The following is a 19,177-nucleotide window of genomic DNA, read 5'->3' as shown; positions in this document are numbered from 1 at the left end:
GCTTTTCTAGTTGAATTTAATTATGTAACGGTTTTTTATTTTCATCTAATGTAAATCCTTCACCAACAACATCGTGTACATCACTTACAGCGACAAAGGCATGTGGATCTACTGAAATAATGATATTTTTTAATTTTACGATTTCATTTTTAGCAACAACACAATATAGTACATTACGTTCTAATTTTGTATAGGATCCAACTGCTTTTAAAAAGGTTGCTCCGCGCTCCATTTCGGATAAAATTTTTGCAGCAATTTCATCGTTTTTATCAGAAATAATAGTTGCTCCTTTTGCTGCATAAGCTCCTTCTTGCATGAAATCAATAACCTTAGCCCCGATAAAAACAGCAACTAACGTATACATGCCTTCACGGTATGATAAATATGTAAGAATAGAGATAATGATAACGACCGCATCAAACATAAACATCGTTTTTCCCATACTCCAGCCAACATATTTGTGAGCTAGCCTTGCGATAATATCAACACCCCCAGTAGTCCCGCCGTATTTGAATATAATTCCAAGTCCTATACCGATAAATGCCCCAGCGAATAAAGCAGCCAGTGTCATATCATTTTGCAAGTTTAAATGTAAGTTGAGAACCTCGTAGCGCTGAAACACCCAAAGGAATAAAGAGACGCTAAATGTACCGATTAATGTGTATAAAAATGTTGTTCGGCCGAGTAACTTCCAACCGATGAAAAATATAGGAATATTTAAAATTAAGTTTGTATAGGAAGGGTCAAACGAAAATAGAAAATATAATAATAGCGTAATGCCGGTAAAGCCACCCTCTGCAAGGTGGTTTTCAATATTGATATTCACAATACCGAAAGAGAAAATAGCGGAACCTAATAAAATAAATAAAATATTTCGAATATTCAAGTTTGTTTTCATGTAGATAGCCCCCTAATTATGTAATGATTTGCGTTGCTCCGCTTAAACGATAAAACATAATGATAAGTTATTTCTAGTTGCTGGTAAAAATAGTAAACGACGTAAGAGCCCGATTGGTTTAGGCTGATTTTTTGCAAAAAGTAAGCAAAAGAAAGTTTCACGTTACCCCATCCCAACGGCTGGTAGAGGATAAAGCGACGAAGAAAGAGCAAACCAGCCGTAGGAACCCGATTAGTTCGGGCTAATCTTTTGCAAAAATCATGCAAAAGAAAGTTTCACTTTATTATAGTCTATCCGAAAAAACGTGGCAAATAGGCAAATGTGGGGGAATAATATTTGTCAAATCGCGATGAATTGGCTAACATGAAAGAGGAAGGAATAGAGGTGACTAGTATGGAAGCAAAAACGATGAAAGATATGCAGAAGGAAGTAGATGCATATATCGGCCAATTTAAAGAAGGTTATTTTAGTCCGCTTGCAATGATGGCCCGTTTAACTGAAGAAATGGGAGAGCTTGCAAGAGAGGTTAATCATTATTATGGTGAGAAACCGAAGAAAACGACTGAGATAGAGCGAAGTATTGAGGAAGAGCTTGGAGATGTGTTATTTGTTATGATTTGTATGGCAAATAGTTTAAATATTGATTTAGAAACAGCGCATAACATTGTAATGAATAAATTTAATACACGTGATAAAGATCGCTGGACACGTATTGATGAGGGAGAGAAAGACGCATGAAAGAAATTAAAATAATTATCGCTGGACCACGAGGACGTATGGGACATGAAGCAGTCCTTCTTATGGAAAGAACAGCGCATTTCAATTTAGTAGCAGCAATTGATTATAAGTATGGCGGAGAGAAAATCGCTGATTTACCTGGAATGCCAGCGCTAGATGCACCTATTTATGCGGATTTACATACTTGTTTAGATGAAGTAGAAGCAGATGTATTGTTAGATTTAACAACACCAGAAGTTGGAAAGAAACATGTGACACTTGCAGTTGAACGTGGACTTCGATCTGTTATTGGTACGACTGGATTTACAGAAGAAGAGCTTAAACATTTAACGGAAACTGCGAAAGAAAAAGAAGTGGGAACAATCATTGCTCCAAACTTTGCGATTGGTGCAGTACTTATGATGAAGTTCTCTCAAATGGCAGCGAAGTACTTCCAAGATGTTGAAGTAATTGAATTGCATCACGATCAAAAGTTAGATGCACCATCTGGTACAGCTGTAAAAACAGTAGAATTAATCCGTCAAAACCGTGAACCAAAGCAGCAAGGTCATCCAAATGAAATCGAACAACTAGAAGGTGCACGTGGTGCAAATGTAGACGGTATTCACATTCATAGCGTACGTCTACCAGGGCTTATTGCGCACCAAGAAGTAATGTTCGGCGGAGATGGACAAATGTTAACAATTCGTCATGATTCATTCAACCGTGCATCATTTATGTCAGGTGTAAAACTATCAATTGAAACAGTAATGAACCTTAATCATCTTGTGTACGGTTTAGAAAATATTATCGACTAAAGGGGAGACAACGGATGAAAATTGCCTTAATCGCACATGACAAAAAGAAAGATGATATGGTTTCGTTCGCATACGCATATAAACCAATTTTTGAAAAACATGAACTTTTTGCAACAGGAACGACAGGACTTCGTATTATGGAGGCAACTGGTTTAGTTGTAACAAGATATCAATCTGGTCCTCTTGGTGGCGATCAAGAAATTGGTGCAATGATTGCAAAAAATGAGATGGATATGGTGATTTTTTTCCGGGATCCACTAACAGCGCAGCCGCATGAACCAGATGTCAATGCGTTACTTCGTTTATGTGATGTATACGCCATCCCACTAGCAACGAATATGGCAAGTGCTGAAATGTTAATGCATGCATTAGAGCGGGGAGATTTAGATTACCGAAAGTTAAGAAAATGAGGGGAACAATTATGAGTGGATTACATATATTAGCGTTTGGTGCTCATGCCGATGATGTGGAAATCGGCATGGCAGGTACCATTGCAAAGTATACGAAGCAAGGCTATGAAGTAGGCATTTGCGATTTAACAGAAGCTGATCTTTCTTCAAATGGAACGGTAGAACTGAGAAAAGAAGAAGCAAAGGCTGCAGCTCGTATTATGGGAGTAAAAACGAGAATTAATTTAGCAATGCCAGACCGTGGTTTGTATATGAAAGAAGAATATATACGTGAAATTGTAAAGATTATTCGTACATATAAACCAACACTAATTTTTGCACCATATTACGAAGATCGTCATCCAGACCATGCTAATTGCGCGAAACTTGTGGAAGAGGCTATCTTTTCAGCGGGAATTCGTAAATATATGCCTGAACTTCCGCCGCACCGTGTAGAGTCTTTTTATAATTATATGATTAATGGTTTTCATAAACCGAATTTTTGTATAGATATTAGTGAATACCTTTCTAAAAAGGTGGAAGCGTTAGAAGCGTATGAAAGTCAGTTTTCAACAGGGAGTGATGGTGTTAAGACGCCATTAACCGAAGGATACGTTGAAACTGTAATCGCTCGGGAGAAGATGTTTGGGAAAGAAGTTGGAGTGCTGTATGCCGAAGGATTTATGAGTAAGAAACCCGTTTTAATACATGCTGATTTAATAGGGGGATGTAAATGAAATTGAAAATAGGTATTACATGTTATCCTTCTGTAGGTGGTTCTGGGGTTGTTGGGACAGAGTTAGGAAAGCAATTGGCGGAACGCGGGCATGAAATTCATTTTATTACATCGGGTGTACCATTTCGGTTGAATAAAGTGTACCCGAACATTTATTTTCACGAAGTAACAGTAAATCAATATTCTGTTTTTCAATATCCACCTTACGATTTAGCACTAGCGAGTAAAATGGCAGAGGTTGCTCAAAGAGAAAACCTTGATATTTTACATGTGCATTATGCAATCCCTCATGCTATTTGTGCATATTTAGCAAAACAAATGATTGGGGAGCGTATTAAAATTGTTACAACCTTACATGGAACGGATATTACTGTGTTAGGTTCCGACCCTTCGTTAAATAATTTAATTCGCTTTGGTATTGAACAATCTGATGTTGTTACAGCTGTGTCACATTCGTTAATTGAAGAAACGAATGAACTTGTAAAACCAGATAAAGAAATTGAGACGGTATACAATTTTGTAGACGAACGTGTTTATTTCAAACGTGATATGTCTCAATTAAAAAAAGAATATGGTATACGAGAAAATGAAAAAGTGTTGATTCATATTTCAAATTTCCGAAAGGTTAAGCGTGTACAGGATGTTGTGCAGTCATTTGCCAAAATTGTAAAGGAAGTAGATGCGAAATTGCTTCTTGTTGGTGATGGACCAGAGTTCTGTACTATTTTACAATTGGTGAAAAGTTTACATATTGAGGAACGTGTCTTATTCCTAGGAAAGCAAGATAATGTTGCAGAGCTTCTTGCGATGAGTGATTTAATGCTACTTTTATCAGAAAAGGAAAGTTTTGGTCTCGTTATATTAGAAGCGATGGCGTGTGGTGTGCCTAGTATCGGAACGAGGGTTGGGGGCATTCCAGAGGTCATTCAACATGGTGAAACAGGATATATATGTGAAGTTGGAGATACAGATGGAATAGCTAAGCAAGCAATTCAACTACTAGAAAATGAAGAACTTCACCGTAATATGGGGGAGCGAGCGATGAAATCTGTATATGAGCAGTTTCGTTCGGAAAAAATCGTTTCACAGTATGAAGCGATTTATTATGACATACTAAGGGATGACAAGAATGGAAAGATTTAAAAAAGCTAGTTCAATTATTGAGATATTAAAACAGCACGGACATGAGGCTTACTTCGTTGGTGGAAGTGTACGCGATCTTATTATCGATAGACCGATTGGAGATATCGATATCGCAACATCTGCTTTACCAGAAGAAGTAATGGCTATTTTCCCAAGACATGTTCCGGTTGGTCTTGAGCATGGAACTGTAATTGTTGTAGAAAATGGTGAACCGTATGAGGTAACTACTTTTCGAACAGAAAGCGAATATGAAGATTTTCGGAGACCTAGTAATGTTCAATTTGTCTGTTCATTAGAAGAGGATTTAAAACGACGTGATTTCACGATGAATGCAATTGCAATGACAGAGGAAGGCGAAATGGTTGATTTATTTGCTGGGCAAGAAGCGATTCGTCTGAAGGAAATTACAACGGTTGGAGATGCTGCAGACCGTTTTCAAGAAGATGCACTGCGAATGATGCGTGGTATTCGGTTCGTAAGTACGTTAGGTTTCTCTTTGGAAATAAAGACGAAACAAGCAATTGAAACGTATGGGCATTTGCTCGAACATATAGCGATTGAAAGAATTACAGTTGAATTTGAAAAATTGTTGACCGGTACATATTGTGTGAATGGTCTTCAAGAGTTAGTAGAAACGAAGCTATTTTCTCATCTGCCATATTTGCAAATGTCAGAAGAAAGACTCTTGAAAGCTACGCAGTATAAATGGGATTCTTTCGAAACAGACGTTGAGGCGTGGGCATTTTTCTTATATTGTATCGGAGAAGAGCATCCATCTGTCTTTTTACGTCAATGGAAGTTCTCGAATAAAAAGATTAAAGATATCGTAGCGGTTTTATTAGCAATTCGTTCTAGAAAGGAGAAGGAGTGGGATACAATCCTTCTTTATAAAACTGGAATTCGCATCGCTGAGATGGCGGAAAGAGTATATGAAGCGATAATAGAAAGTTATAATAGTGCGTCTGTTAAGCAAGTACAATCATTATTTCATGCATTGCCGATAAAAAATCGTCAAGAAATGAATGTGACTGGTAATGATTTATTAAGCTGGGCAGATAAAAAGCCAGGTCCGTGGGTTGCCGAAATGCTTCAAAATATTGAAAAAACAATCGTACAAGGAGATTTAGTTAATAAGAAAGAGAATATAAGGGAGTGGCTACAAAGATGCAATCTACTATAAGAAAGCAGTTATTACAAGTTTTTTCTGAAGCAGATGGTGCATTTGTATCTGGTCAAACACTTAGTGACAAACTTGGCTGTTCGAGAACCGCTGTATGGAAGCATATGGAGGATCTTCGTAATGAAGGGTATGAACTAGAAGCTATACGCCGCTTAGGGTATCGAATTGCTAGTAAACCAGATAAAGTAACTGCTAATGAGATTCAATTAGGATTACAAACAGAGCGTATCGGTAGAACGGTTTATTTTGAAGAATCGGTTGAATCTACTCAGCATATTGCAGCGAGACTTGCTTATGAAGGCGCAGAAGAGGGAACAATTGTCGTTGCTGAAGAACAAACAGCAGGTAGAGGACGTTTAAGTAGAAAATGGTATTCTCCAAAAGGAACAGGAATTTGGATGAGTATTATTTTGCGTCCATCTATTCCAGTTCATCATGCACCACAGCTTACTTTATTAGCAGCTGTTAGCGTAGCGCAAGCAATTGAAAAATGTACCGGTGTAAACGTAGGGATTAAATGGCCAAATGATATTTTAATTCAAGGTAAAAAAGCTGTCGGTATATTAACGGAGATGCAAGCTGATCCAGATAAAATTAATGCTGTTATTATGGGAATTGGCATTAATGCAAATCAGAAACAAGAACATTTTGATGAGGAAATTCAGCAAATTGCAACTTCATTAGCAATTGAATCGGGTAAGCCGATTGTTCGTGCGGAACTTATGCAACAAATTTTCTTGCAACTAGAGAAATTGTATGAAGAGTATTTAAAAAATGGCTTCTCTGTTATTAAAATTCTTTGGGAAAGTTACGCAGTAAGTATCGGAAAAGAAATTACAGCTCGAACGATGAAGGAAACTATTAATGGGCTAGCAAAAGGGATTACGGAGGATGGTGTATTGTTACTTGAGGATCATCAAGGACAAGTGCACCACATTCATTCTGCTGATATAGAAATTAAGTAAAAGAAGTTCCTATTTTGGAGCTTCTTTTTGTCATTTAGATACTGATAAATTTCACATACCGTAATAGGGATAGAAAATTATTTTTTCGAAAAAATGTAGCAATTCCTTTTCAGAGTTTGCTATAATTAGTTCGAATATGGGCAGTATCAAAGCGAACTGCACCATTATTTTACGCAGTATGAAAAAAATAATTTGGATTCTGCCTTGATCCAATAACGGACTGGGACAGAGGGATGAATAATGCCGACTAACACACAACCCTTCTGCCCTTTTATGGCCAGAGGGGTTTTTTTATATGATTTCGGCCATCTCCTCTCTCCTGCATAAAGGAGGAGTAGTTTTTGAAAACAAAAACAGATTTTTTGAAAATGAAAGAGCAAGGTGAGCCGATTACAATGCTAACGGCGTATGATTATCCATCTGCTAAATTAGTAGAAGAAGCTAAAGTCGATATGATTTTAGTGGGTGATTCTCTAGGAATGGTTGTACTTGGGTATGATTCAACAGTTCCAGTAACAGTAGAGGATATGATTCATCATACGAAAGCTGTACGCCGCGGAGCGAAAGAGACGTTTATTGTAACTGATATGCCATTTATGTCTTATCATGTCTCATTGCAAGATACGATGGTTAATGCACGTCGCATTGTTCAAGAGAGCGGGGCACATGCATTAAAGGTAGAAGGTGCTGGAGAAGTTATATCAACTATTCACTACTTAACGAATGCGGGAATTCCCGTTGTGGCGCATTTAGGTTTAACTCCTCAATCTGTAGGAGTGCTAGGTGGGTATAAAGTACAAGGAAAAGATGCTGAAAGTGCAAAAAAATTAATAGAAGATGCAAAGAAATGTGAGGAAGCTGGTGCGATAGCACTTGTGTTAGAGTGTGTACCAATGCAATTAGCAGAACTTGTTTCAGAGCAGTTAACAATTCCTACAATCGGAATTGGAGCAGGACAAAAAGTAGATGGGCAAGTTCTTGTATACCATGATCTTATCTCGTACGGCGTAAATCGTGTTCCGAAATTTGTGAAGCAATATACGTCTGTTCAAGAGGAGATTGTGCGAGGGATTTCGCAATACGTTACTGAAGTAAAGACAGGGCAATTTCCTGAAGAAAAACATTCATTCACAATGAAAGAGGAAGAGTGCTTAGCGTTATACGGAGGAAAACAATAATGAAAATCATAACTACAGTGCAAGAGATGCAGCAAATTACAAACGAACTTCGTACAAGTGGAAAAAGTATCGGTTTTGTTCCAACGATGGGGTATTTACACGAAGGGCATGCTACGTTACTACGTAAGGCCAGGGAAGAAAATGAAAATGTAGTTTTAAGTGTATTTGTAAATCCACTACAATTTGGACCAAATGAAGATTTAGATCGATACCCACGTGATATTGATAGAGATGAAAATGTAGCAAAAGAAAATGGTGTTGATTATTTATTTTATCCGAGTGTAGAAGAGATGTATCCAGCAGAACAAACGACAACAGTAGAAGTTGTGAAGCGTACCGACGTATTATGTGGCAAACAAAGACCTGGTCATTTCGCTGGTGTTGCGACTGTACTAATGAAACTATTTAATATTACATTGCCAAAGCGTGCTTATTTCGGTATGAAAGATGCACAGCAAGTAGCTGTAATTGAAGGATTCGTAACTGATTTTAATATTCCCGTTACGATCGTACCAGTTGATATTGTAAGGGAAGAAGATGGATTAGCGAAAAGTTCTCGTAATGTGTATTTATCACTAGAAGAACGCGAAGAGGCTCCTCATTTATACCGCAGTCTATGTATAGCGAAAGAACGAATTGAGGCAGGCGAACGTAATCCAGAAATCATTATGAATCTTGTGAAAGAGCATATTGAGAAGTATACGAAAGGCACTGTAGATTATGCTGATTTATATGCATACCCTTCATTAAAAGCAACAAATAAAATTGAAGGAAGAATCATTTTAGCGATTGCAGTTAAGTTTGAAAATGTACGATTAATTGACAATATAACATTAATGGGGAAATAAGGGGGAGCATCTATGTTTCGCACAATGATGAGAGCGAAGTTACATCGCGCAACTGTAACAGAAGCAAATTTAAATTATGTAGGTAGTATTACAATTGATGAAGATTTAATGGATGCGGTAAATATTGTAGAAAATGAAAAAGTACAAATTGTAAATAACAACAATGGGGCTCGCTTAGAGACATATGTTATAAAAGGAGAGCGCGGTAGTGGAGTTGTTTGTTTAAATGGTGCAGCTGCAAGGCTTGTACAACCGGGTGATAAAGTTATTATTATTTGCTATGGTTTAGTGGCAGAAGAAAATATTCATAAACAAGAGCCGAAAATTGCAGTATTAGACGATGATAATCAAATTATTGAAATGTTAGGTGCTGAAAAAGCTGGCACGATATTATAAGTAGGATGGCTATCTCTAATTAAGGAGATAGCTTTTTTGTGCATCTTTTCATTAAGATGAGGTAAAACGTGGTATAGTAACATTATATAATTTTTGTGTTTGATAGGTAAGAAATTGAGGTGTTACATATATGAGTAAGCGTTATGTCGTTGTTGATTTAGAGACGACAGGGAACTCCTGGAAGGATGGGAAGGATAAAATCACCCAAATTGCAGCTGTTGTAGTGGAAGATGGAGAGATATTAGAGATTTTTTCATCTTTTATTAATCCGAAGAGAGAGATTCCCCTATTTATTACAGAATTAACTGGGATTGATGAAGATCTTGTAAAACAAGCCCCGTTATTTCGAGATGTAGCCCCGATGATTGTTGAGCTATTACAAGGTGCGGCTTTTGTTGCACATAACGTTCACTTTGATTGGAATTTTTTAAATGAAGAATTAAGGCAGGCTGGATATACAGAAGTACATTGTCCTAAAATTGATACAGTTGAATTGGCGCAAATTCTTTTGCCGACAGCTGATAGTTATAAATTACGTGATTTAGCTAAGCAGCATGAACTAGAGCACGATCAACCACATCGTGCGGATAGTGATGCTCTTGCAACAGCGGAGTTGTTTTTACAATTTTTAAGTGAAATTGTAAAGTTACCACTTGTCACATTACAATCGCTTTATGAATTAAGTGATGTTTTCCAAAGTGATATAGCTGATGTACTTTCTGAAAATATTTTAAAGAAAATGATGCATGGTAAAGAAGAGACAGAGGAGTATGAAGTGTATCGAAATATTGCGCTTCGAAAGCGGAATTATTCTTTAAGCCTCAGTGAAACATGCTCATCTAAATTTGATGCTTTCTTACATAAGACAATGGATAAACTTGAATTGAATATGCCAAAGTTTGAAAAAAGAGAAAGCCAACAGATTATGATGAAGGAAATATATACAGCGCTAAGAGATTCTAGGTTTTCACTGATTGAAGCAGGAACAGGTACGGGGAAGACGCTTGCATATTTACTTCCAAGTATTTATTTCGCAAAGGAAAAAGAAGAACCTGTCATTATAAGTACACAAACTGTACAATTGCAACAACAAATACTAGAAAAAGAAATTCCTTTATTAAAGAAAATAATGCCATTTTCATTTGAAGTAGCTCTTCTGAAAGGAAGAAAGCATTATCTGTGTCTACATAAATTTGAATATGCTTTGCAAGAGGAAGAGAAAAATTATGATATGGCGCTCACAAAGGCAAAAATTTTAGTGTGGTTATTGCAAACGGAAACCGGCGATCGTGATGAATTAAATATTCCTGAGGGCGGAAAGTTACTTTGGAACCGTATTTGTAGTGATGCATATAGTCCAGGCGGGATGCAAAGTAACTGGTTTAGTCGTTGTTTTTATCAACGAGCGAAGAATAAAGCATTGTTTGCAGATATTGTTATTACAAATCATGCGTTATTATTTCAAGATTTTTCAAGTGAAGAACCACTGTTTGCTTCATGTGAACATATTATTTTTGATGAAGCTCATCATATCGAGGAAGCGGCGAGTAGAACATTGGGTGAACAGTTCTCATGTATGTATTTTCAATTAGCTTTATCTCGTCTTGGTACTTTAGAAACAGATGATGTGCTTTCTAAAGTATATAAAATGATGAAAAAATCAGAGCAAGCATCTCGGTCGACTTTCCGTATGGTGAGTCATAGTTTGAAGGAATTGAAATTTGATGCGGATGAACTATTCCAAATGTTACGTGCTTTCATATTTAAACAAACAAAGCAGGAACAAGGGATGAGCAATATGCCGCTCATTTATCGATATAACACGGAAGTAGAGAAAGGTAAGTTATGGGATAGCATTACCGAGTTAACAAATCGTTTTGTATATGATGTAAGAAAATTAGTGACTACACTTGAGAAGCAAGTTGATATATTGCAAAGTAAATTAGAATGGGAGATGCATGTTGTTACAGGTGAATTTATGCACTTAATTGAGTTGTTGAGAAAGATGGTACAATCTTTACAATTACTCATTTTAGAAAAAAATTCATACGTGACATGGATGGAGACTGAAACGAAGGGAACGATTCATTCAACAGTTTTATATGCGCAGCCTGTTCATATTAGTGAAAGATTTGCTGATGAATTTTTAACAGAAAAAAAGAGTGTTATTTTCACATCAGCAACGTTAACAGTTAGTGATTCATTCGACTATATAAAAGAGGAGCTAGGTTTGCATGATTTTGCGCCCAATATATTAAAGGTTCCATCACCATTTCGTTTTGAAGAACAAATGAAATTAATGGTTTCAACGGATGTGCCTTTTATTAAGCAAGCAAGTAATGAGGAATATATTGAGTCTGTATCGGCACATATTGCGAAAATAGCGAAAGCTACAAAAGGTAGAATGCTCGTTTTATTTACTTCGTATGAAATGTTGAAAGAAGCGTATACGAATTTGAAAAGTGATGATGCATTAGAAGGATATTTATTATTAACACAAAGTGTGAATAATAAGAGCCGAAGTCGCCTCATTCGTAAATTTCAAGAGTTCGACAAATCGATTTTGTTAGGAACAAGTAGTTTTTGGGAAGGGATAGATATACCTGGAGATGCTCTGAGTTGCCTTGTCATTGTCCGTCTGCCCTTTACGCCTCCTAATCAGCCGATGATGGAAGCGAAAGGAGAGTGGCTAAAAAATCAAGGAGAAGACGTATTCGCTAAGTTAGCGCTCCCGCAAGCGATATTACGTTTCAAACAAGGATTTGGTCGTCTTATTAGAACAAATACAGATACAGGAACGGTATTTGTATTAGATCGTCGTTTGACAAGTTCTTCCTATGGAAAACGGTTTTTACAATCAATCCCAACTGTTCCGCTCTATGAAGGACCGTTAGAAGAATTGTTAGAGCAATTAAAGGAACGGCCAAATAAATAAAATTGGAAGAAAAATACGCCTGAAGTACATTTAAACTTCAGGCGTAAAAAATGTGGGTAGGAGGAATTTTATTTTTCTTACTTCTTGTATATAAAATATATTGCTTTTCGATTTGAAACCTTTTTTTGCTGTACATGTCCTGCTATAATAGATGGGTGATGAAGCAGGGGTTGTAAAGAATGTACTCTTATTGTAACCGCATTGCGTTCTTCTATAATTAGAAATTTTTGTGTAACGGAGGAGTTTTTTCATGGATAAGAAAATCGAAGTCCTATCAACGACGCGTATTAAATATTCGTCTGACTTGTATAAAATTGTTGATAGCTTGAATCGTACGTTAAAAGAGCAGGACCTCATGTTCGGATTAGCATTAGACGAAAAAGATAAAGAAATAGCTGTATTTACGATTTACAGAACGTAGTGATTCAATGAAAAAGTGGATCTTTGCAATCATTATCGTAATCGTTGCTAGCGGAATATATGGGGCGTATGTTTATAATAAAGCAATGGAAAAGAAAATTCCAAAAGAGTCAAAGTCTGTAGAAATTGCAAAAGAAAAAGCAAAACTTACAAATGTGAAATCTGTGGATTATTATAACGGAGAATCTTCATATACAATCGTACAAGGTACAGATGAAAAAGGAGAACAACTTATCGTTTGGGTGCCTGAGAAAAAAGGGGATACTGTAGTAAGGAAAAAGAGCGAAGGTATTTCTGAAAAAGAGGCTATACAAAGAACAATAGAACAAGTCGGCAATGAAAGTAAGGAATCAAAAAGAAAGCCGAAAGAAATTCTGAAAGTGAAATTAGGCTTTGAAAAAGATGTACCATTATGGGAAGTTACATATATTGATGATGACAATCGTTATAGTTACTACAATCTTGCGTTTCAAGATGGTAAGTTTTTAAAACGATATAGCATTGAAAAATAGATGTAGGGGGAACTACAAATGAAATTAGCAAAGCGAGTAGCTGCTTTAACACCGTCTTCAACTTTAGAAATTACAGCAAAGGCACAAGCATTAAAAGCAGAAGGTCATGATGTAATTGGATTAGGGGCAGGAGAACCTGACTTTAATACACCAGAACATATTATGGATGCTGCACATAAAGCGATGTTAGAAGGACATACGAAGTATACACCAACAGGTGGATTACAAGCGTTAAAACTAGAAATCGTTAAGAAATTTACTCGCGATCAAGGAATAGCGTATGATCCATCTGAAATTATTGTATGTAATGGTGCAAAACATGCATTATATACTTTATTCCAAGTATTACTTGATGAAGGAGATGAAGTTATCATTCCAACTCCTTACTGGGTAAGCTACCCTGAACAAGTAAAGCTTGCTGGCGGTAAGCCGGTTTATGTAGAAGGTTTAGAAGGCAATGAGTACAAAATTACAGCTGAGCAGCTACGTGAGGCAATTACAGAGAAGACGAGAGCAGTTATTATTAATTCACCGAGCAATCCAACAGGAATGATTTACAGCAAAGAGGAATTACAACAGCTTGGAGAAGTATGTTTAGAACATGATATCTTAATCGTTTCTGATGAAATTTATGAAAAATTGATTTATGGTGACGCAGAATATACTTCAATTGCCCAGCTTTCTAATGCATTAAAAGAACAAACACTTATTATTAATGGTGTATCTAAATCACATTCTATGACAGGATGGCGCATTGGATATGCAGCAGGAAATAAGCAGCTTATTAAAGCGATGACGAACTTAGCGAGTCATAGTACGTCAAACCCTACTTCAATTGCTCAATACGGTGCAATTGCTGCGTATGCAGGCTCACAAGAACCTGTAGAAACAATGCGTCAAGCGTTTGAAGAAAGATTGAACATTATTTATGATAAATTAATTCAAATTCCGGGTTTCACTTGTATCAAACCACAAGGTGCTTTTTACTTATTCCCAAATGTAAAAGAAGCCGTAGCGTTAGCTGGGTATGATACAGTTGATGAGTGGGCAAAAGCATTATTAGAAGAGGAAAAAGTAGCTCTTGTTCCAGGTACAGGATTTGGTGCACCGAATAACGTTCGATTATCGTATGCGACATCTCTTGAGCAAGTAGAGAAAGCATTAGAACGAATTCATACGTTCATGAAAAGCAAAGTACAGGCGTAATCTTCTGTTTTTTGTAGTAAATGGCAAGTAACCTCCCTATATATAGGGAGGTTTTTTTGACGAATTGTGGCAAATAGAAATGGCTGAAGGTGTGTTATACTAGAGAACGAGGTGTTTGGTGATGAAAAAGAAAATGATGTTACAATGGCTTGAACAGGGAAGCATAGCAATTCCTAAATTGCTTATGATGCATTATAAAAAGCTAGGATTAAATGAAACGGAATTTATGGTGGTACTTCATGTACACACATTTTTAGAATCAGGTAATTCGTTCCCGACTCCTTCAGAGATTTCAGAGCGGATGACGATAACAGAAATGAAATGTATGGAAGTGATTCAGACATTAATCCAAAAAGGTTTTTTAGCGCTAGAAGGTGGACACAGATCAGAAGCGATGATGTGTGAAAGTTATTCTTTACAACCACTTTGGGAAAAAATATTGCATTTTTTAATGGATGAATCAATAGAGGAAGAACAGAAAGAAAAAAAGAAACTTCAAGTAAATTTATATACAGTATTTGAAAAAGAATTTGGAAGACCGCTCTCACCGTTTGAATGTGAAACATTAGGAATGTGGGAAGATCAAGATCAACATCATCCGAATTTAATTCAAGCGGCTCTTCGAGAAGCTGTTATGAGTGGTAAACTTAATTTCCGGTATATTGATCGTATTTTATTTGAGTGGAAAAAGAACGGAATTAAAACGGTAGAGCAAGCGCAAAATCAAGGCCAAAAATTTAGAGCGAATCAACAACGTACACAACAAACAACAAAACAAGAAACAAAATTTACTGGGAAAGTGCCTTTTTACAATTGGTTGGAGCAGTAATGTAGGAGGAAAGACATGTTGAATAAAACGCAAATTCGCTCTTGTTTAGATACAATGGCGGATATGTATCCAGAAGCGCATTGTGAATTAATTCATGATAATCCATTTGAACTTGTAATCGCAGTGGCATTATCTGCGCAATGTACAGATGCACTTGTGAATAAAGTGACGAAAAACTTATTCCAAAAATATAAAACACCAGAAGATTATTTAAGTGTGTCTTTAGAAGAATTACAACAAGATATACGTTCCATTGGATTGTTTAGAAATAAGGCGAAAAACATTCAAAAATTGTGCCAGATGTTGCTAGATGATTATAATGGGAAAGTTCCAGAAGACCGTGACGAGCTGACGAAATTACCAGGAGTAGGGAGAAAGACAGCGAATGTAGTTGTTTCGGTAGCGTTTGGGATTCCAGCGATTGCTGTTGATACTCATGTAGAGAGAGTGAGTAAACGGTTAGCAATTTGTAGATGGAAAGATTCAGTGTTAGAAGTGGAAAAGACATTGATGAAGAAAATTCCAATGGATGAGTGGGGAGTTACACACCACCGTATGATTTTCTTCGGACGTTATCACTGTAAGGCGCAGCGACCACAATGTGAAGAGTGTCGATTACTAGAAATATGTCGCGAAGGAAAGAAACGAATGAAGGGGAAATAAAGGATGGAGCGAGTTATAGAAATACCGAAAGAGTTTCGGTGCGTACCATTTTTTAAAGAGAGTGCAAATTCGATTACGTATTACACAGACCAATCTTTTGAAGAAATAATACAAAATACTTACTTTATATTTGATATTGAAAGACAATATGAGCCATGGAATGAAATTGAAACAAGTATTCCAGCGGTGTTAAATATATGGAAAAGCAAGCATGAAGAAATTGCTACACTATTTCGAAACAGAAAAAAACAAGAAGCTGAGGGTCCGATGATTCTTTTTGCAGCTCACTTTCTATCGGTTATATATTGGTTAAATGAGCAGCCTGTTCATAGTTTGAATGAGATGCAAGTAAATACGAATAAATTGGAAGTACAACCTGTTAATTTTATGGAGCGATATTCATTTATTATAAAGAAACCGAGTAATTACCATTCATATATTCAATTAGCACAGTTGTATATCGAAATAGAAAAGCTATATGTAAAGAAAATGATAACAAAAAAGAAGTCAGTTTCTCGTTAAGAGAAACCGACTTCTTTTTTGTTTATTAAGACTCTGTTGTAACAACATTTCCGTCTGCGTGAGGTGTATCTCCTCCGGTATTCTGTTGATGCTGTTCTTCGTCAGCTTTTTTTCTAGCTTCTTCGTCAGCTTTTTTTCTAGCTTCTTCGTCAGCTTTTTTTCTAGCTTCTTCGTCAGCTTTTTTTCTAGCTTCTTCGTCAGCTTTTTTTCTAGCTTCTTCGTCAGCTTTTTTTCTAGCTTCTTCGTCAGCTTTTCTCTTAGCTTCTTCGTCAGCTTTTCTCTTAGCTTCTTCGTCAGCCTTCTTCTTAGCCTCTTCGTCAGCAGCTTTCTTTTGAGCTTCTTCTTGCTGTTTACGTTGTTGTTCTTGTTGCTGTTCTTGTTGTTTGCGCTGATCTTCGTCAGCTTTTTTCTTAGCTTCTTCTTGTTTTAGTTTATCTTCATTGGCCTTTTTCTGGGCTTCTTCATCAGCTTTTTTCTTAGCTTCTTCGTCAGCTTTTTTCGCATCTGGAGTTCCGCCAGGCGCAGTGAAGGATGCACCAACTGCAGGACTTGTTCCGGTACCCTTTTTCGCTACTACAGAGAAGCTATAAGTAACACCTGGTTTAATACCACTAAGAGTAGCTGTCGTACCGCTAACTGATAAGCTACCACTAGAACCGTCAGTAGCTTTATAGCTTGCAGCATACGCATCAACCTCTGATGGTCCAGACCAATTTAGTGTAACTGTGCTAGCGCCATCGAAAGCAACATTAAGGCCGCTTGGCGAATCTACTTTAATTTCTTTAACTGCATCTTTTTTCGCACCTTTAATGTACAGTTCTCCATTTAATTCTTGTACAGAAGAAGGGCGCTCGAAACGAGATTTATCCGTAGCAAATTTGCTCATCATTGTTTGGAACATTTGCTGAGCAATTCTAGTAGAACGATCTCCAATGTAATTTTCTGGGCTATCTTTTTCATAACCAGTCCATACAGCCATTGTATATTGTGGTGTATATCCTGCGAACCAACTATCTCTGTTGGCATCTGCTGGAATACCGTATTTTTTAATAACAGATTCATCAAAGTTTTGTGTTCCTGTTTTACCTGCTACGTCTACTCCTGGAACATACGCTGTCGGACCTGTACCGCCAGAACCAGGTTTTACTACGTCGCGAAGAACATCAGTAATCATGTAGGCCGTATAGTCATGCATCGCACGTTTTTCTTTCGGCTTAAAGTTTTTCTTTTTCCCATCTGGGAAGATAACTTCTTTTACGAAGTGAGGTTTATTATAAACACCGTCATTCCCAAATGCTGCATATGCACCAGCTACTTCTAATGGAGAGCTGTCATTACTACCGATTGCAGTAGATTCATATACCTTGCCGTCTTTAAATGTCATTCCTAAATTTTCAGCAAATTCTTGTGACTTATTGAGACCGACTGCTTGAGCTGTCTTTAAAGCCGGAATATTTAATGATTTTTTCAATGCTTCACGAAGTGAAACGTCACCTTTATAACTATTTGTTGCATTTCGTATTTTTTTACCGTTGGAATACGTATACTCTGAGTCGTTTAATTGATGATACGTAGACCATTGTAGGTTCTCAATTGCTGGACCATAGTCGAAAATCGGCTTCATTGTTGAACCTACTTGGCGTTTTAAATCGATTGCCATATTATGACCTTTGAAAGTAGACTTACTTTCTTTACGACCAGCGCCAATTGCTCGAACTTCTCCAGATTGAGTATCCATAAATACGAATGATCCTTGGAATTGATCGTTTGGATACTTGATGAGGTCCCCATCCATTATTTTATCAGCATAGTCTTGAGTATCAAGATCAAGCGTCGTTTGGATTGTTAAACCATCTGAACCGATATTTACATCAGGAATTTCTTTTTCAACTTCTTTTACAACTGCATCTAAAAATGCTTGGTATTTCATTTCAGTTACTTCTGAAGATGGAAGAAGTCCTTGTGTTACAGGGATTTGCATTGCGTCATTCATTTCTTGTTTCGTTATATACCCGTGTCGGTTCATTAATGTTAATACAATATTACGACGTTTCGTTGCTCGCTCAACGTTTTCTTCTTTTGTTGGATCATAAATGTTAGGACCTTGGGGTAAACCGGCGAGCATTGCAGCTTCATGTAATTGTATGTCTTTTAAATCTTTGCCGTAATATTTTTTAGCTGCTGTTGAAATACCATAAGAGCGATTACCTAGGTTAATCTTATTTAAGTACATTTCTAAAATTTCATGTTTTGAATACTGTTGCTCTAACTTATAAGATAAGTACCATTCCTGCACTTTTCTTTTTGCAGTTTTGTCCATCGTTAGAAAATAGTTTTTAACTACTTGCTGTGTAATCGTACTACCACCTTGTGATCCAAAACCACCAGTGACATTTTCCATGACCGCCATTCCAGTACGTCTAAAATCAATTCCATTATGATCGTAGAAACGAGCATCCTCAGTCGCAAGGAATGCACTTTCCACTACTTTTGGAATTTGATCGTATGTAACATGGGTTCGTTTTTCAGCACCATATTCATAGAAGAAATTTCCGTTTTTATCAAGAAACTTTGTTGATAAAGGATTGACAAGTTTTGATTTGTCTAATTTCGGAGCGTCCTTTACCATAACAAAGAAAGCCGAAACGCCAGCTACGAGGCCGACGATACCAAGAAGTAGACAACCTATAAGGAATTTCTTGAAAAAGGAACCTTTTTTCTTTGGCTTTTCTTCTTTATGAGTTTCTTTCGTTTGATTTTTTACATGATTTCGTTCTGTACGAGAACGATAATTATCTGACATTATACTTTCTCCTACCTTT

General features: G+C 36.8%; 19 protein-coding genes. 17 read left to right on the top strand and 2 right to left on the bottom strand.

All coding sequences use genetic code 11. The features are described from left to right. Window positions 1-16: 16 nt before the first annotated feature. A complete protein-coding gene (locus CQZ94_RS01435; RefSeq protein ID WP_105584001.1) occupies window positions 17-898 on the bottom strand; it encodes a YitT family protein in 882 nt (293 codons plus the stop codon). Window positions 899-1,291: 393 nt separating this feature from the next. Here CQZ94_RS01435 and CQZ94_RS01425 point away from each other — a divergent pair, with 393 nt between their 5' ends. The 17 genes from CQZ94_RS01425 (at window position 1,292) to CQZ94_RS01340 (ending at window position 16,355) form a co-directional block, all read left to right on the top strand. Further along, window positions 1,292-1,636, top strand: coding sequence for a nucleotide pyrophosphohydrolase (locus CQZ94_RS01425; protein WP_105584312.1), 345 nt, complete (start codon window positions 1,292-1,294; stop codon window positions 1,634-1,636). Continuing rightward, on the top strand, window positions 1,633-2,433 hold the full coding sequence (gene dapB / locus CQZ94_RS01420) for a dihydrodipicolinate reductase (protein WP_105584000.1): 801 nt from the start codon (window positions 1,633-1,635) through the stop codon (window positions 2,431-2,433). The genes CQZ94_RS01425 and dapB overlap by 4 nt, the downstream gene beginning before the upstream one ends. Window positions 2,434-2,447: 14 nt before the next feature. Next, a complete protein-coding gene (gene mgsA / locus CQZ94_RS01415; protein ID WP_000684753.1) occupies window positions 2,448-2,843 on the top strand; it encodes a methylglyoxal synthase in 396 nt (131 codons plus the stop codon). Window positions 2,844-2,854: 11 nt separating this feature from the next. Beyond that, on the top strand, window positions 2,855-3,559 hold the full coding sequence (gene bshB1, locus CQZ94_RS01410; RefSeq protein ID WP_105583999.1) for a bacillithiol biosynthesis deacetylase BshB1: 705 nt from the start codon (window positions 2,855-2,857) through the stop codon (window positions 3,557-3,559). Then, entirely contained in the window at window positions 3,556-4,701 is a 1,146-nt protein-coding gene (bshA, locus tag CQZ94_RS01405; RefSeq protein WP_002086596.1) for an N-acetyl-alpha-D-glucosaminyl L-malate synthase BshA, read from the top strand. Before bshB1 ends, bshA begins: the two co-directional genes overlap by 4 nt. Further along, window positions 4,688-5,881 (top strand): CCA tRNA nucleotidyltransferase, encoded by a 1,194-nt coding sequence (locus CQZ94_RS01400; RefSeq protein WP_105583998.1) that lies wholly within the window; start codon window positions 4,688-4,690, stop codon window positions 5,879-5,881. Before bshA ends, CQZ94_RS01400 begins: the two co-directional genes overlap by 14 nt. Beyond that, window positions 5,866-6,846, top strand: coding sequence for a biotin--[acetyl-CoA-carboxylase] ligase (locus CQZ94_RS01395; protein ID WP_105583997.1), 981 nt, complete (start codon window positions 5,866-5,868; stop codon window positions 6,844-6,846). The genes CQZ94_RS01400 and CQZ94_RS01395 overlap by 16 nt, the downstream gene beginning before the upstream one ends. Before the next feature lie 341 nt (window positions 6,847-7,187). Continuing rightward, a complete protein-coding gene (gene panB / locus CQZ94_RS01385) occupies window positions 7,188-8,024 on the top strand; it encodes a 3-methyl-2-oxobutanoate hydroxymethyltransferase (RefSeq protein ID WP_105583996.1) in 837 nt (278 codons plus the stop codon). Continuing rightward, window positions 8,024-8,872, top strand: coding sequence for a pantoate--beta-alanine ligase (panC, locus tag CQZ94_RS01380; protein WP_105583995.1), 849 nt, complete (start codon window positions 8,024-8,026; stop codon window positions 8,870-8,872). The genes panB and panC overlap by 1 nt, the downstream gene beginning before the upstream one ends. A 12-nt stretch (window positions 8,873-8,884) precedes the next feature. Further along, window positions 8,885-9,268, top strand: a complete 384-nt coding sequence (gene panD, locus CQZ94_RS01375; protein WP_000490176.1) for an aspartate 1-decarboxylase — start codon at window positions 8,885-8,887, stop codon at window positions 9,266-9,268. Window positions 9,269-9,398: 130 nt separating this feature from the next. Further along, the gene (gene dinG / locus CQZ94_RS01370; protein WP_105583994.1) at window positions 9,399-12,203 is read left to right on the top strand and encodes an ATP-dependent DNA helicase DinG; all 2,805 of its coding nucleotides are present in this window, start codon (window positions 9,399-9,401) and stop codon (window positions 12,201-12,203) included. 250 nt (window positions 12,204-12,453) lie between these two features. Beyond that, entirely contained in the window at window positions 12,454-12,624 is a 171-nt protein-coding gene (locus tag CQZ94_RS01365) for a YpmA family protein (protein ID WP_000358351.1), read from the top strand. A gap of 7 nt (window positions 12,625-12,631) precedes the next feature. Then, window positions 12,632-13,135: a cell wall elongation regulator TseB-like domain-containing protein gene (locus tag CQZ94_RS01360; RefSeq protein WP_105583993.1), complete on the top strand. Its 504-nt coding sequence runs from the start codon at window positions 12,632-12,634 to the stop codon at window positions 13,133-13,135. 18 nt (window positions 13,136-13,153) lie between these two features. Then, entirely contained in the window at window positions 13,154-14,341 is a 1,188-nt protein-coding gene (gene aspB / locus CQZ94_RS01355) for an aspartate transaminase AspB (RefSeq protein ID WP_105583992.1), read from the top strand. A 121-nt stretch (window positions 14,342-14,462) separates the two neighbouring features. Next, window positions 14,463-15,170: a DNA replication protein DnaD gene (gene dnaD / locus CQZ94_RS01350; protein ID WP_105583991.1), complete on the top strand. Its 708-nt coding sequence runs from the start codon at window positions 14,463-14,465 to the stop codon at window positions 15,168-15,170. A 15-nt stretch (window positions 15,171-15,185) separates the two neighbouring features. After that, entirely contained in the window at window positions 15,186-15,833 is a 648-nt protein-coding gene (gene nth, locus CQZ94_RS01345; RefSeq protein WP_105583990.1) for an endonuclease III, read from the top strand. A gap of 3 nt (window positions 15,834-15,836) precedes the next feature. Then, the gene (locus CQZ94_RS01340; protein ID WP_105583989.1) at window positions 15,837-16,355 is read left to right on the top strand and encodes a YpoC family protein; all 519 of its coding nucleotides are present in this window, start codon (window positions 15,837-15,839) and stop codon (window positions 16,353-16,355) included. A gap of 25 nt (window positions 16,356-16,380) precedes the next feature. Here the strand turns inward: CQZ94_RS01340 and CQZ94_RS01335 are convergent, their stop codons facing one another. Beyond that, complete coding sequence (locus CQZ94_RS01335; RefSeq protein WP_105583988.1) at window positions 16,381-19,158, bottom strand: PBP1A family penicillin-binding protein; 2,778 nt, start codon at window positions 19,156-19,158, stop codon at window positions 16,381-16,383. Window positions 19,159-19,177: the final 19 nt, after the last annotated feature.

Source organism: Bacillus sp. MYb209 (genome assembly GCF_002975175.1).
Taxonomy (GTDB): Bacteria; Bacillota; Bacilli; order Bacillales; family Bacillaceae_G; genus Bacillus_A.
The sequence above is the reverse complement of the archived record's forward strand: the minus strand, read 5'-3'. Positions and strand labels throughout refer to the sequence as shown.

Excerpts from the sequence above, each read along its gene's own strand:
- CQZ94_RS01435 (WP_105584001.1), bottom strand. The coding sequence starts at position 898 with ATGAAAACAAACTTGAATATTCGAAATATTTTATTTATTTTATTAGGT.
- CQZ94_RS01425 (WP_105584312.1), top strand. The coding sequence starts at position 1,292 with ATGGAAGCAAAAACGATGAAAGATATGCAGAAGGAAGTAGATGCATAT.
- dapB (WP_105584000.1), top strand. The coding sequence starts at position 1,633 with ATGAAAGAAATTAAAATAATTATCGCTGGACCACGAGGACGTATGGGA.
- mgsA (WP_000684753.1), top strand. The coding sequence starts at position 2,448 with ATGAAAATTGCCTTAATCGCACATGACAAAAAGAAAGATGATATGGTT.
- bshB1 (WP_105583999.1), top strand. The coding sequence starts at position 2,855 with ATGAGTGGATTACATATATTAGCGTTTGGTGCTCATGCCGATGATGTG.
- bshA (WP_002086596.1), top strand. The coding sequence starts at position 3,556 with ATGAAATTGAAAATAGGTATTACATGTTATCCTTCTGTAGGTGGTTCT.
- CQZ94_RS01400 (WP_105583998.1), top strand. The coding sequence starts at position 4,688 with ATGGAAAGATTTAAAAAAGCTAGTTCAATTATTGAGATATTAAAACAG.
- CQZ94_RS01395 (WP_105583997.1), top strand. The coding sequence starts at position 5,866 with ATGCAATCTACTATAAGAAAGCAGTTATTACAAGTTTTTTCTGAAGCA.
- panC (WP_105583995.1), top strand. The coding sequence starts at position 8,024 with ATGAAAATCATAACTACAGTGCAAGAGATGCAGCAAATTACAAACGAA.
- panD (WP_000490176.1), top strand. The coding sequence starts at position 8,885 with ATGTTTCGCACAATGATGAGAGCGAAGTTACATCGCGCAACTGTAACA.
- dinG (WP_105583994.1), top strand. The coding sequence starts at position 9,399 with ATGAGTAAGCGTTATGTCGTTGTTGATTTAGAGACGACAGGGAACTCC.
- CQZ94_RS01365 (WP_000358351.1), top strand. The coding sequence starts at position 12,454 with ATGGATAAGAAAATCGAAGTCCTATCAACGACGCGTATTAAATATTCG.
- CQZ94_RS01360 (WP_105583993.1), top strand. The coding sequence starts at position 12,632 with ATGAAAAAGTGGATCTTTGCAATCATTATCGTAATCGTTGCTAGCGGA.
- aspB (WP_105583992.1), top strand. The coding sequence starts at position 13,154 with ATGAAATTAGCAAAGCGAGTAGCTGCTTTAACACCGTCTTCAACTTTA.
- dnaD (WP_105583991.1), top strand. The coding sequence starts at position 14,463 with ATGAAAAAGAAAATGATGTTACAATGGCTTGAACAGGGAAGCATAGCA.
- nth (WP_105583990.1), top strand. The coding sequence starts at position 15,186 with ATGTTGAATAAAACGCAAATTCGCTCTTGTTTAGATACAATGGCGGAT.
- CQZ94_RS01340 (WP_105583989.1), top strand. The coding sequence starts at position 15,837 with ATGGAGCGAGTTATAGAAATACCGAAAGAGTTTCGGTGCGTACCATTT.
- CQZ94_RS01335 (WP_105583988.1), bottom strand. The coding sequence starts at position 19,158 with ATGTCAGATAATTATCGTTCTCGTACAGAACGAAATCATGTAAAAAAT.